Here is a 13,350-nt window from a genome sequence, read left to right on the forward strand (position 1 = left end):
TAAATAAATACATATATAGATTTATATATAAGTATAAATCGCAAAAATTAAATCTATTATGTTATTCTTTTATAAGTATAGTTAGGATAGACAATAAATTGGAGTTGAATACAATGAAGCTATTAGTAACAGGGGGAACTGGATACATAGGATCACATACATGTGTCGCTTTAATGGATCAGGGGTATTCATTAATCATTTTAGATAATTTTTCAAACAGCAAGTCTAGTGTTTTAGAGAACCTTAGAAAATTAAATGATAATTTTATTTTTTATAACATAGATGTAACTGACAAAAAGGCTGTGGAGCAAGTTTTTTCGAAACATGAGATAGATGGTGTTATACATTTTGCTGGTTATAAATCGGTCGAAGAATCAGTTGTTGAGCCATTAAAATACTATTTAAATAACGTAGTAAGCACAATGATTTTAGTGAAAGTTTGTAAAAAGTACAATGTCAATAAATTTGTATTTAGCTCTTCTGCAACTGTTTATGGTGAAAATAAAGTGCCTTTTAAAGAGGAAATGGAGCTATTGCCGACAACGAACCCTTATGGAGAAACAAAAGCCATGAGTGAAAGGATTTTGATGGATGTTGCGAAAGCTGATCCAAATTTCTCTGTTTCGATTTTAAGATATTTTAATCCAGTTGGTGCCCATGAGAGTGGATTAATAGGGGAAAACACAAAAGGCATTCCTAATAATATAATGCCGTATATTTCAAAAGTAGCAAAAGGAGAATTAGATAAGTTAAAAATATATGGAAATGATTATCCTACACCAGACGGTACAGGTGTGAGAGATTATATTCATGTGATGGATTTAGCTGAAGGTCATGTAGCAGCGTATAAGCATCTCTCAAAAGGTGTACATATTTATAATTTGGGCACAGGGAAAGGTACTAGTGTGTTAGAGTTAGTTCAAGCTTTTGAAAAAGCAAATGGAATGAAAGTGCCATATGAAATTGTGGAACGTAGACCAGGAGATATTGCAGTTTGTTATGCAGACGTTTCGAAAGCTGAAAAAGAATTAGGTTGGAAAGCAAAACGAAATCTTATTGACATGTGTAGAGATGCATGGAGATTTGAAAGTTCAATATAGGTGCCCAGCACAACTAATTGGATTTAAAGACTGTGCTAGGCACCTGTGCAGGTACCTTGTATCTATTCTTTAATTTGAGACAACTATCAGGCACCCAATACATAGTTGCTAACTGATCCCACTCTCACCCCAACTCCTCCCGCAACCGTTTAATTAATCGATCCCTCCGTTTCTTTAATGCTGATACCGAAACACCGTATTTTTCGACAAGTTCATCGTATTTATATCGGTAATAATAAAGATCCAACAGCAGTTCCATTTCTTCCTTAGAGACGATTGTCTCCAGCTTCAAAAAAATATCCGAACAGCTTGACTGTCCACCGTTTTTGATTTCCATCTGTTGTGCTAAAAATGTAAGAGTTTCTTTGTCGAAGCTTGTACAATGTTTCTCATAATGATTTTCCTTGCTCATTTCTCGGTAAATCGTCGTGAGCATTGTGCGATAAGCATATGGTGCAAATGGGCCGTAAGAAGGTTCATAGTTTCTCCATGCATTCCATAATGCGATTGTTGCACAATGACGATAATCGTCGTGGTTTTTGTACACCTTTGCTCGTTTTACTACGCTATAAATCATCGGTGTATATTGTTCGAGTACTTGATCAAATGTTTCCATCCTTCTTCTCCTACGATCAGTACTGATCAATATTCCCGGGTGCTACTATCGTAAGAGAAGATTTATATTTTTTCGAATCGACTATTATCATGATTTTCTACTAATAATTACTAGATTTTTCTATACTATTATCTATAAATTAAAGAAAATTTTAAAAATTCCATAATTTGTATTGTATTTTTTTGTTTATTCTGTATAATTTTAGTTGTAAGTAGTAAAAACGGTTCAATTCTATTATCCTTTATAAATAAAATTGGAAAAGTTCATTAAATATTTACTATTTCAAAATAGATGAAGCAAATTAGCATAGGAGGAAGTTATTGTATGAATGAATTCAATGAATTGGACATGATGAAAAATTTTAATGTTTTTGCAATTACTCCTTTCTATACTGAAGTGCATTCATCTCAGGTTTTGACTTATGATTATGGGAAAATAGCTTCAACCAAAAACACGTATCAACTTCTGGATGACATCTGTATTTATTTCGGTTCGGATTTAAATGGGCGACTAAAATCAGCGAGAAGAATTTTAAGAAAACGGAAAAATCCGCCCATCATTATTTCAGAAGAAAGAGGAATTGTAGCCTGTCAATTTCCATATAAAGATTACCGAGAACCATTATGGGTTATCGATTTAACTTTCAAAGTTCAGCCTGTTGATAAAAATCATTGCTATATTATATTCCATAATAACGAACGCTTTCTTATTCGATTATCAGCGGAAAAAGTGTGGGAAAGAAGAAGACTTGCCCTTGCATTGTTATGTGAAACAAAATATATTTCAGGCAGAAGAAGATTTATCAATTTGTAATGGAATATTTTTTAAAATCTGTTAAACTATTGTTGCCATTCTCCTCTTCATCATAAAGGGACAATCTAATGGTCTCGAAAAAGGAGCGAATTGTGAAAACGAAGCGTTTTCCAATTTGCTCTTTTCATTTTTATTTAAAATTACTCTAATTCCTAATTATAGTAACAACATTGGTTTTTTAGTTTATCTATGCCATAATTAAAAGCATGAAAATGAAGGTACAATTACGTTATTGAGTAGGTGTCAAAATGAGTGTGATAGAACTTTATCAACAATGGAAAAATGAAGACTTGCCGAATTATTTAAAAGAAGAACTGGAGCAAATTGCAGAAAATTTTGCTGCGATTGAGGACCGGTTTTATCAATATTTATCCTTTGGGACAGCAGGGATGCGCGGTATCCTAGGTGCTGGTACGAATCGCATGAATATCTATACAATTCGTCGAGTTGCTGAAGGGCTAGCTTGTTATATCGATTCTCAAGGGGAATCAGCAAAACGCCAGGGAGTCGTCATCGCTTATGATACTCGGCATTATTCTTATGAATTTGCGTTGGAGACGGCTCGTGTTTTAGGGGCTCATGGAATTTCTTCTTATCTATATAAGGAACCGCGGCCAACACCACAATTGTCCTTTACTGTTCGAGAGTTACATGCCTTCGCAGGTGTTGTGATTACGGCGAGCCACAATCCAAAACAGTATAATGGTTTTAAAGTGTATGGCGAAGATGGGGCGCAGTTAGTTCCATCAGCGGCGAAAACAATTGTGGATCATATGGAAAAAATTGAGGATATATTTGCGATTGAAGTGGCGTCTGAAGATAAATTAGAGAAGCAAGGTTTTTTGCATTGGATTTTAGAAGAGTATGATGAAAAGTATTTGGCAAATTTATTGACGTTAAAGAATCGACAAGACTTAGCTCTTGGGTTAAGCATAGTGTATACTCCGTTGCACGGGACAGGTTTTGTACCAGTAACAAAGGGATTAGAGGCATTTGGATTTACAAATATTCATGTAGTAGAATCCCAGGCAACTCAAGATGGTTCGTTTCCAACGGTTGCTTACCCGAATCCTGAAGAACCTGCTGCTTTTAAGCTAGCGACGGAGTTGGGAGAAAGAGTTGGGGCAGATTTGTTATTGGCGACCGATCCAGATGCCGATCGCCTCGGTGTTGCTGTTTGGAACGGGGAGAAGTATGAGCTTTTGACAGGAAATCAGCTTGGTGCTCTATTATTACAATATTTATTAGAGACGAAGAGAGAGCAAGGTACTTTGCCGGAAAAAGGCGCGATGGTGAAGACGATTGTAACTTCAGAAATGGGTACTGCGATTGCGAAGAAATACAATGTAAAGACTTTTGACACATTAACTGGATTTAAGTACATTGCTGAAAAAATTGCGGAGTTTGAGAAAACGGAAGAATATACATTTATATTTGGTTATGAAGAAAGTTATGGTTATTTGATTAAGCCATTCGCTCGCGATAAAGATGCCGTGCAAGTAGCGATTCAGGTCGCTGAAATGGCAGCTCATTATGCTACGAAAGGAAAAAAATTGTCGCAAGTGTTGGAAGAGTTATATGGGGAGTTTGGTTATTATCGTGAGGCTCTAGTGTCAAAAGTGTTTGAAGGAAAAGATGGACAAGAGAAAATGAAAGCCATTTTAGATGGGTTGCGTAAGGATTTACCAAAGGAAGTTGATGGCGTGCCGATAGTAAGGGTGGAAGATTACTGGAAGGGTTTGGCATATTTGGTGGACGGCACAACTGAGCCATTAACTTTGCCTAAGGAAAATGTATTGAAGTTTGTGTTGGCAGATGACTCCTGGGTAACGATCCGTCCATCCGGAACTGAACCAAAATGTAAATTCTACTTTGGTGTGGTGAAAGAAAGCAGAGAAGCAGCGGAAGAGTCGCTGGAATCCTTAGTAAGTGCTTGGCATCACTACTTGGCGAGATGAGACAGAAAGGTGTCTGAGTAAGACCCTATCACTAAACATTTTTATAAGGATAAAAACGGCATAAATTCTTATCACACAAGAATTTGTGCCGTTTTTTCTTATAATTGATCTACCTTCTTTTACACTTATGAATAGAATATCCCTAATTATGAATAAAAGAATAAATGTAGTATGAACTTGATATACAATTATTAAATAATGATGAAATGGTAATGTCCCTGATTCTTTTAAATTTTCATGTTGATCAAGTGACAGTACAGGATAACAATATATTAATAATGCATAAGTGGAGTTTTCTATTTAGCAATACATTCTTAATACTTTCAGAATTGTTTAAATTGAACCATGAAAATAAAATCCCATTAAAGGAAGAAGAAGCCATGTTATGCGAACTACAATATGAAGATATTATTGGTGAAAGCGCAATTACAATTGTATCAAGATATGTTGATGAGAATGGTCACAAATACGCTGTTAAAAAATTGAAGAGGGAATTTAAAAACGATGAAGCAACTGTAAAAAGATTTAAAAGAGAAATTGACATATTGCATGCTCTAAAAGGGGAACCACATATCGTTCCATTAATAGCCTATAATGAAGATGAACTGTGGTATATCATGCCTTATGCAGAACAAAATTTGCAACAATATATAACAAGTAATCATCAACTCTTAAATATTGAAACACGTACCAATATTTTTGAACGTATTCTTGATGGAATATCAATTGCGCATTCTAGAAGTATCTTACATCGAAATCTAACTCCACAAAATATTTTATTAATAGATGGGGAATGGTACATCAGCGGCTTTGGGGGAGAAAAGGATTATTCTAGATTTTCTCAAGGTGGATATTGTACTGGAACTTATTACTATGCAGCACCAGAACAAGTAGATAAATTAAAGGATGCAACTATTCAGAGCGATATATATTCCTTAGGGAAAATATTATACTTTGTTCTTACAGGAAGAGAACCAAGCAATTTGCGTGATGCTCCATCAGCATTTAAATTCATTATTAAAGGTGCAATTTCTGAAAAAATAGAGGATCGATTTGAAAATGTTTCTATTTTAAAAAAGGAATTGCTCAAAAATAAGATGCTGCAATCAAAGTTGAGTTTTTTAAATTGGGAGCATATGACTGTGAGGGAATATTTAAGTCAAAAAAACGGTGTTGAGTCGAAAGAACTTTACGAAGTTATTATGAAATCAAATATATATGATCATGTTTATTACGATTTTATCGAGCCTATAATAAACTACTTTGATAATATAAGCGAAATATCAAAGTTTGTATCAGATATAGGAGAAGATAAAGCGCTAAAATTTATAAAATTGTTTATTCAAAATCTTAACCATTGTTATGCACGAGTAGGATGGCCATTCAGTGCAATGAACTCATTTGGTTATTTCCTCAACAGATTTTTTAAGGCTGTACCACAAAGTTCTGCTATCCAATTGGAATGCTTAAAAGAAATGTGGGAGTTAGCTTCCTATCATGATCAATGGGCTATACAAGATTTAATCATAGATATCATTACAAAAAATCAGGTGCCTGCAGAAATAGAAGAAGAACTTGCTTACTATATTTCAAAGAGAGGTATGTATTTTGTTAAATTGAAAAAGTTAAACGCAAGTAATATACATTCGCGTAACATTGCAAAAGCAATTCAGTCAGTAAAAGTAAGTATATGAAGTTGCTAAAAGTTCAAAACATTCTAGGTACCATCTAAATGAGTACCTTGCACTATACAAAAAGTAACTGGCACCAAGAATGAAGCGCCAAACATAGAGATGCTGGAAACTGTGTTTCTCACAAGAAATGTTGGGCACCATCATAAAAATGCCTAGTAGCTTTTCAAGGCATATAGGACCATATTTGAAAATGGGTCTACCAAACAATTCCTCTATTGTTAACATTATACCTAGAAAACACAATTAGGTAGGAGGAGGAATTGCGTTGAAAAAGTTATTGCAAGTTTTTACGATGGTAGCTGCACTTATATTTACGATAAGTACAGCTTTTGCGGCAGAAAACGAGCCAAATGACTCTATATCCCAAGCAAAAGAACTTAAGTTTGAAAATGGCCGAGCAGTTGTGAATGCAAACATCGCAAATTTAAATGATAAAGACTTCTATAAAATTACCCTAAATCGAGCAGGGAAAATCGAAGTAGGGATGACAAATATTGAAAAAACCCAATTTCGCGTAACGCTTATCAATTCATTTAATAAAGAATTGGAAGTATATGAAACAAAAAGTGCTCCAAATCAAGGAGTAGAAACGCTATTCTTCCAAGGATTAGATAAAGGAACGTATTATATAAAAGTTGAACACTTTAAAGGCGATAGCACAAATGCGCCATATACATTAAGGGTTAATTATACAGCAACAGATCTTGTGGAAAAAGAAGATAACAATGATCGAAATAAAGCAAATCCTATTTTACTCAATACAACGTATGCAGGTTGGGCAGATCCAACGAGTGACTTCTATTCTTTCAAGCTAGCAGCAAATAGTGAGGTAAAGGTGAACATCACTCAATCGCCTAAAACGAAATTTGAAGTGTCTTTGTTAAATGCCAATGGAAATCCAATAGAAACTTGGGAAACTTCTTATGCTTCCGGTACAACAACAATTATCCATACTGGGCTACCAGAAGGAACTTATTATTTAAAAATCCTTACTAAAGAGGGAGATTTAAATAATATCCCTTATAACTTCACTGTGAATTTCAGAGCGGATGCGAATTTTGAAAAAGAAGTGAATAATACCCCATCTACTGCCAATGAGATTGAGTTAGGCCAATTTGCAAAAGGGGTATTAAGTACAAATCACGATGTTGATTACTATCGCTTATATATTAACGGGCAGACAAATGTCGATGTGTATATGACTCAATTGAGCGGGACTACTTTTAAAGTAGAAATTGCCGATTCATTAGGAAAAGTGCGGAAAGATTATTATACTGCTAATGGGAATGGATCGGTTGAAAAAATAGGGAATCTAGATTTAGTACAAGGTTTCTACACAATTAAAGTATCCCATGATCAAGGGAACAATAATAAAGTTCCATATACTTTAAGATTAGCTGATAGTTACATTTCGATAGAGAAATTTAAAGATTATGAAGCAGGAGCATATTGGGTGCCAGCTTTTGAATGGGGCATTCAAAACAAAGTCATCAAAGGGGATCCAGTAACAAATCGTTTAAATCCAAATCAAAATATTACGGAAGCTCAATGGCTAGCGATGTTATTAAGATATGCGTTGCCACATGAGGCAAAGGATTCGCCGAATGGGAACTGGTATGACACATATTATCAAATTGCGGTAAGAGAAAAAATTGAAGTGAGCAAAAAGCCGAACGAGCCATTGCGTCGTGGTCTTGTAGCGAAAATGTTAGCAAAAGTTTACACAGGTCAAAATATGTCAGAGGAAGAAGCAGTAGATTGGATGTATAAAAATAAAATTACGACAGGTACAAATGTTTCTAAACCACAAGATTATTTGAACTTTAACCCGTCAGGCAACTTGACGCGAGCACAAGCTATTACCTTTATGCATCGCCTTAAAAGAGAAGGTATTGAACCGAGATTAGGAAAGTATTAAGTAAGCCCGAAATAAAAATAGCGCACCTTTCGGTACGCACGACGAATGGCCAGCTAACTGAAAATTTTTTCGGTTAGCTGGCTATTTTGCACATGTGGCTTGGATATTTTCAGACCAAGGCAGATAGTCATGTAAAATTTCAGGTTGCTGATGAATTGGTAAATTAGGAAGATCTGTCATCAGCTTTACTAAATATCGATAGAAGTCAATCCCATTTGCTTTGGCTGTTTCAGCTAAACTTAAACAAATCGCATTTGCTTTTGCACCTGCTTCGCTAAAAGAAAAAAGCCAGTTTTTTCGACCAATCACATTGGGACGAATGGCATTTTCAGCTGGATTGTTATCAATGGCAACGTTTCCGTTATCGAGAAACACCTTTAACTCTTCTTTTCGGCTCAATGTATATTCCGCAGCTTTCGCAATGGCATTTTTACCGAAGAAAGGTGAGCGATCAATCCAATCAAAAAATTCGTCGATGATGGGTTTAGCTTCTTTTTGCCGAATTTGCACACGTTTTTCTGGTGACAGATGTTTTATTTTACGCTCGATATGAAATAACCGATCACAATATTCCACACCTATTCGACCATTCTTACTGTCTACTTTTAACCAATATCGACGTACATGGGCCCAACAGTTGGCGAATTTCACATTAGGCAATTGATTGTAAGCTGAATAACCATCGCAAATGACAGTTCCTTTAAAGTCCTTGATTAAATCTTCTAAGATAGCTCGTCCACGAGATAGAGCACTCTTAAATAAAACAATAATCGGACCTTCACTTTGGACGCTACGACACACCCAATTATAGGCGTTTGATTGAGGAGCCTTTCCATCGGAACGTTTGATGATTTTCGAATAAGTTTCATCAATGTGTAACACTGATTTTTTCATTAGCTGCTGCTTCATCAAGTCATATAAGGGCTGTAGCCAATCTTCAGATACACGAATGACCCAATTCGATAAATTTTTATCATTCGTTAGTAAACCATAACGTTCCCATTCCTTTACCTGACGATAGAGAGGTAAGTACTGAATAAACTTATCATAAATAAGTTTCGCTAGAACAGTAGGCCCGGCAATACTTCTTTGAATGGCACCTTGTGGTGCTTTCCCACGTTTAATTTGAGCTTTTTGTAAGTTGTCTTTTTTACATGTTTTACATTCGTATACATGTTCAAAATGTTGTACCCGTTTCATTGTTGCTGGAATAAATTTCGCCTCTTCACGCACAAGGACTGAACTAAATTCCACCATTTCTCCATGGCAACAGTCACAAATTATGTTTTCTGGATGATGATGAATTTCTTCTATTTCAATATCTCCACGAAAGGAATCATTTCGCTTTTTATTTGTCTTTTTACGAGTAACGGTATAACAAATTGTTTCCGTGCTTTGTTCTTCTGTGTGCTCAGATTCGTTAAAAAAAGGGTCATCTTCATCTTCAAATAAAGAAATTTGCCCATCAGGCGCTCGATACTTAGACTTTTCAGATTTAGAACCATATAAAGCTTTTGTTAATTGGCGAACTTGTTCAGTTAACACCTCAATTTGTTTCAACGATTGCTCCAATTTCTTTGCTAATTCGTTATTCTGCTTATTTGAATGTGCTAATTGTTGTTCCAGTAATTGAATCAATCGTTCTTTTTGTTGCATAGAAGTGTTGCCCAAATCATTCACCACATTTCGTTCAATATATACTATGGATAATTATACCATTGAAAGTGTTTTGATTAAAAGACACCTTTTTTAGATTTTACAATAGCCTTCGGTTGTTGAAGGGATAATCCTTCTAACAACCAACGTAGTTCTTGTTGAGAGAGTTTTCTTACTTCATTTTCATTTTTTGGCCATTGTAATTTTCCATTATCCAAGCGTTTATAAAGCATCGCAAATCCATCACCATCGAAATACAAACATTTATAGCGATCCTTACTCCAACCTGAAAATAGAAAAATTGAATCACCATATGGATCTAATTGAAACGAATCTTGAATGAGCGTAGCCAGACCATCGATACCTTTTCGCATGTCGGTCTTCCCGCAAATAATATAAATATTTTTTACGCTCGTAAAATCATGTTTCATAGATTTTTCAACTCCCTCATAATGGTTTGAATAATGTGCTCATCTACGCCATTAAAGAAGGAAATCTCAGCGAGAGCAGTTTTAATGACGCAACCTGGTTTAGCTGCATCATGTGGAGAATGAAACGAAGTAGCTTCAGTTGGAAGAGGATTAAGTTTAACAGGGACAATTGTTAATTTATTTTTGGACATAGATATGGCACCTCCTTTAATTGATACGTCTATCGTACCGAAGGTGCCAAATATATTATATGCGTTATTTGATTACGGGCTTACAGTATTAATGCTAAAAATCAGAGCGGATTGAGGAAAATGATGTTTCCCAATCCGCTTTTTTTAGTTTGAAAAACTTTTGCAACAGCTTGTAAGTTTCTGTAGTGCAACAGGCAGAAGCAGCATCGCTAAAAGGTAAGAAAGCATCTAATGATTTTTATGAAGCTATCAAAAGTTTATTAGTTGTAAAATGGATTATTAGCTGTGCAGACATTCAAATTAACCGAATGTCTAGCACAGTTTTTTATTTTTGAATGAATCCAATATTTATAAGAAATGTAAACCTGAACACATATCAATAAATCGCACCTCCAGTAAGAGATAGAGTTATCCTTCAAATGAGAAATATTTTCAATTAACTATTGAAAATTAAAAAAGCTTTGATATAATGTTTTATATTGATAACGATTATCAATATCAAAATAATAGTAGGAGGATGGTTATAAACTTTACAAATGCAAGAAAAAATTGTTGTGTCAGATATTGATCCAACCATAGGCAGTGGTATTGTTTCCGCCAATGGTACGCCAGAATTATCCATCGCAATAGGTAAAAACGGTCTTCAAGTTGGAGACTCCTTTACAATTAAATTAACCATTGACGGCAATACAAAAGAATTGAAAGTGTATTTGGTAGAAGTGCCAAGCATCTGAACTTTGAATTTGAGAAAAGCTATCATGCCTAGAAACGATCGGATTCCTTTAACTAGAATTTTCTTTGGAAAATAGACTGATAAGCTGTTCGATACAAACTGAAATACCCCTCTAATTAATATAGATTCCCTCCTTAATTGATAAAAGAAAGCAGTACATGCTTGTGCGTGTACTTGCTTCAACCAACAGAAAAAGTGGTGAAAACTTCAGATATCGGTGGCAAGATAACAACAGCAGATTTGGTGTTGAAGTTTCAGGCACTATATCTTTTGACTGAGACAGTGGTACCTAGTACGGTAGTTTTTACCGAAATATAGAAAGGTTACTATGTTATAATCGTACATAGTAACCTATTATATTTTTATTTTTGTGGAATTATATCTTTTTCATATAACCTATACATAAATGTAATTGCTTGTGCACGTGTCATATGACCATTTGGATTGAAGTTATCATAATTTTTAGGTTTTGAGGGGTCAACACCAGTCGTAATTTCATTATCATATAACCATTGAATCGCATCTCTTTCAGAACTGTTTGTCCTGTATACACTTTTACTAACATCATTGCTACTGTCCCACGTCTCAAGGGTTGATTTGGTTTGTTCGCAACAGGAATACCTTGTTGTTTTGCTAGCGTGTAGTAGGAATTGTACCAAATACCAGATGTAGAATCTTTTGCATCATAAGCATATCGCAATAGCATTGCTAACCACTGTGCTTCAGTAATATTCTTATTAGGGTTCAATAAATTTGATTTTTTGTCTCCATTGATAATATTATTTTTTGCACCCCAAACAAAAGAATTTGCCCAATAGGCTGGTTGATAGTCTTTGAAAGTTGTTATCCCATGACCAGTTACGTATAATTCATAGTTTCCAAATGCATAATCAAAAGAGTTATTATCAAAAATTTCAACATAATATTTTCCAGGTTTAAGGTTTAAAATTTCTTTAATTTTTGCGGGATTACTAGTTGTACTCTTATAAGAATCGATGAATATTACATTATATTCATTATCTCATACTTTTAAGGAAACCCAAGCTGTTAATGCAGCTTTAACATTGATAGTTATATCTGATTTATTAGGAACATCGATCATAAATACATCAGTAGAGTCGCTATATGATAAAAAGCCATTTAGAACTTCACCAAATTCAAGTGGTTGTGCCTGTGCAGTACCGTTATTAGGTTCCACTTCATTATTGTTGGCTGGTGTAAAATTAGCTGTTATATTGTATTTTCCTGTGTAATGATTGATAAAATAATTATCATAAATAACAATATAATAAGTTCCTGGTTCCAAATATAAATTTTCATATTTTTTTGCAGGATTGGCTTTAGAACTTGTAGAACTTCTACTTATTATTGTGTTATTGCTTTCTTAAGCTTTTCCAAAAGTAATTTCCGAACTTGCAAAAGCAGAATTTGAGAAGATAAACAAGAACAATCCTACTAAAAATGAAAATGTATATTTATTCATAGAAAAAGTTCTCCTTTGTTACTTATATAAAAAGAGTTTTACTACATAAATGGTATTTAGGTGTTTGGCTTTCTATCAAAAAATAAATTTAAATCTGTTTTATCGGTATCATCGGCTAAAGCCTTATGTATTTGTTCGCTTAACAGTTGCAATTTTTGTTTTTCATAGAATGGAACACTAATATAATATGGATTTCCTGATTTTTCAATTATTAATAATGTTTGGATTCCACTACCTAAAATTCCTATACCAATAACTAGGAAAATTACCCCCCCAATAAAACTATTAACCATAGTGTCTAATGCAAAAAATATTATAAGTAGTCCTAAAATAATAGGTTTAATAAGATATTTTGAAGTTAACATAGAACCAGAGATGTTTTTTAAAGGAATGCTTTGTTGGTCTTTACCAGCTGGAATAAATCCTAAAATTGTATTAGTCAAGTTAGTTTTAACAAAGCGACTATCAACCTCCACTTTACCTTTAATCCAGAAGAAAAGTAAACTTGTTGAGAATACAAACTGTTTCATTTTTTCCCTCCTAATAAAAGCAATATTTATTAATGATTTACCATATAGTTGGTAAAAAAGGTATATTTTTATGAGTTTGTTTTTATTTGGTAGATTATACTATTTGATTTTTACTATTATGATTGATATTAGGAGCTAACCTATCATGAGGGGAGAGTAAGGAAAGCTTAAAAGAAATAATGGTTACTACTTTAATAAAGTTCTAAGAAGAATAATGTAGAATAATA

General features: G+C 34.2%; 13 protein-coding genes. 6 read left to right on the forward strand and 7 right to left on the reverse strand.

Features of this window, described 5'->3' with window-relative positions:
* The first annotated feature begins 113 nt into the window (after window positions 1–113).
* On the forward strand, window positions 114–1,100 hold the full coding sequence (gene galE, locus NST98_RS15995) for a UDP-glucose 4-epimerase GalE (protein WP_340715539.1): 987 nt from the start codon (window positions 114–116) through the stop codon (window positions 1,098–1,100).
* 124 nt (window positions 1,101–1,224) lie between these two features.
* On the opposite strand, the gene NST98_RS16000 is transcribed toward galE, so the two are convergent.
* Complete coding sequence (locus NST98_RS16000; protein WP_340715540.1) at window positions 1,225–1,716, reverse strand: sigma-70 family RNA polymerase sigma factor; 492 nt, start codon at window positions 1,714–1,716, stop codon at window positions 1,225–1,227.
* 291 nt (window positions 1,717–2,007) lie between these two features.
* On the opposite strand from NST98_RS16000, the gene NST98_RS16005 reads away from it, so the two are divergent.
* The 4 genes from NST98_RS16005 (at window position 2,008) to NST98_RS16020 (ending at window position 8,099) form a co-directional block, all read left to right on the forward strand.
* Window positions 2,008–2,529, forward strand: coding sequence for a competence protein ComK (locus NST98_RS16005; RefSeq protein WP_083839562.1), 522 nt, complete (start codon window positions 2,008–2,010; stop codon window positions 2,527–2,529).
* 248 nt (window positions 2,530–2,777) lie between these two features.
* The gene (locus NST98_RS16010; RefSeq protein ID WP_340715541.1) at window positions 2,778–4,487 is read left to right on the forward strand and encodes a phospho-sugar mutase; all 1,710 of its coding nucleotides are present in this window, start codon (window positions 2,778–2,780) and stop codon (window positions 4,485–4,487) included.
* 338 nt (window positions 4,488–4,825) lie between these two features.
* On the forward strand, window positions 4,826–6,181 hold the full coding sequence (locus tag NST98_RS16015) for a serine/threonine-protein kinase (RefSeq protein ID WP_339289136.1): 1,356 nt from the start codon (window positions 4,826–4,828) through the stop codon (window positions 6,179–6,181).
* 265 nt (window positions 6,182–6,446) lie between these two features.
* A complete protein-coding gene (locus NST98_RS16020) occupies window positions 6,447–8,099 on the forward strand; it encodes an S-layer homology domain-containing protein (RefSeq protein WP_340715542.1) in 1,653 nt (550 codons plus the stop codon).
* Between the two features lie 81 nt (window positions 8,100–8,180).
* Here the strand turns inward: NST98_RS16020 and tnpC are convergent, their stop codons facing one another.
* The 3 genes from tnpC to NST98_RS16035 all read right to left on the reverse strand — a co-directional run bounded on the left by tnpC (window position 8,181) and on the right by NST98_RS16035 (window position 10,377).
* Window positions 8,181–9,755 (reverse strand): IS66 family transposase, encoded by a 1,575-nt coding sequence (gene tnpC, locus NST98_RS16025; RefSeq protein WP_445684053.1) that lies wholly within the window; start codon window positions 9,753–9,755, stop codon window positions 8,181–8,183.
* Between the two features lie 77 nt (window positions 9,756–9,832).
* Window positions 9,833–10,186, reverse strand: a complete 354-nt coding sequence (gene tnpB / locus NST98_RS16030; protein WP_340714537.1) for an IS66 family insertion sequence element accessory protein TnpB — start codon at window positions 10,184–10,186, stop codon at window positions 9,833–9,835.
* Window positions 10,183–10,377, reverse strand: coding sequence for a hypothetical protein (locus tag NST98_RS16035; protein WP_340714536.1), 195 nt, complete (start codon window positions 10,375–10,377; stop codon window positions 10,183–10,185). Before NST98_RS16035 ends, tnpB begins: the two co-directional genes overlap by 4 nt.
* A 536-nt stretch (window positions 10,378–10,913) precedes the next feature.
* Here NST98_RS16035 and NST98_RS16040 point away from each other — a divergent pair.
* Entirely contained in the window at window positions 10,914–11,111 is a 198-nt protein-coding gene (locus NST98_RS16040; protein ID WP_016839607.1) for a hypothetical protein, read from the forward strand.
* Between the two features lie 361 nt (window positions 11,112–11,472).
* On the opposite strand, the gene NST98_RS16045 is transcribed toward NST98_RS16040, so the two are convergent.
* The 3 genes from NST98_RS16045 to NST98_RS16055 form a co-directional block, all read right to left on the reverse strand.
* The gene (locus tag NST98_RS16045) at window positions 11,473–11,769 is read right to left on the reverse strand and encodes an S-layer homology domain-containing protein (RefSeq protein ID WP_445684048.1); all 297 of its coding nucleotides are present in this window, start codon (window positions 11,767–11,769) and stop codon (window positions 11,473–11,475) included.
* A gap of 362 nt (window positions 11,770–12,131) precedes the next feature.
* The gene (locus NST98_RS16050) at window positions 12,132–12,416 is read right to left on the reverse strand and encodes a hypothetical protein (RefSeq protein WP_340715544.1); all 285 of its coding nucleotides are present in this window, start codon (window positions 12,414–12,416) and stop codon (window positions 12,132–12,134) included.
* Between the two features lie 233 nt (window positions 12,417–12,649).
* A complete protein-coding gene (locus tag NST98_RS16055; RefSeq protein WP_340715545.1) occupies window positions 12,650–13,123 on the reverse strand; it encodes a hypothetical protein in 474 nt (157 codons plus the stop codon).
* Window positions 13,124–13,350 lie beyond the last annotated feature (227 nt).

Source organism: Ureibacillus sp. FSL W8-0352, from assembly GCF_038004345.1.
GTDB lineage: Bacteria > Bacillota > Bacilli > Bacillales_A > Planococcaceae > Ureibacillus > Ureibacillus thermosphaericus.

Excerpts from the sequence above, each read along its gene's own strand:
- NST98_RS16005 (WP_083839562.1), top strand. The coding sequence starts at position 2,008 with ATGAAGCAAATTAGCATAGGAGGAAGTTATTGTATGAATGAATTCAAT.
- galE (WP_340715539.1), top strand. The coding sequence starts at position 114 with ATGAAGCTATTAGTAACAGGGGGAACTGGATACATAGGATCACATACA.
- NST98_RS16040 (WP_016839607.1), top strand. The coding sequence starts at position 10,914 with ATGCAAGAAAAAATTGTTGTGTCAGATATTGATCCAACCATAGGCAGT.
- tnpB (WP_340714537.1), bottom strand. The coding sequence starts at position 10,186 with ATGAAACATGATTTTACGAGCGTAAAAAATATTTATATTATTTGCGGG.
- tnpC (WP_445684053.1), bottom strand. The coding sequence starts at position 9,755 with ATGCAACAAAAAGAACGATTGATTCAATTACTGGAACAACAATTAGCA.
- NST98_RS16010 (WP_340715541.1), top strand. The coding sequence starts at position 2,778 with ATGAGTGTGATAGAACTTTATCAACAATGGAAAAATGAAGACTTGCCG.
- NST98_RS16055 (WP_340715545.1), bottom strand. The coding sequence starts at position 13,123 with ATGAAACAGTTTGTATTCTCAACAAGTTTACTTTTCTTCTGGATTAAA.
- NST98_RS16035 (WP_340714536.1), bottom strand. The coding sequence starts at position 10,377 with ATGTCCAAAAATAAATTAACAATTGTCCCTGTTAAACTTAATCCTCTT.
- NST98_RS16000 (WP_340715540.1), bottom strand. The coding sequence starts at position 1,716 with ATGGAAACATTTGATCAAGTACTCGAACAATATACACCGATGATTTAT.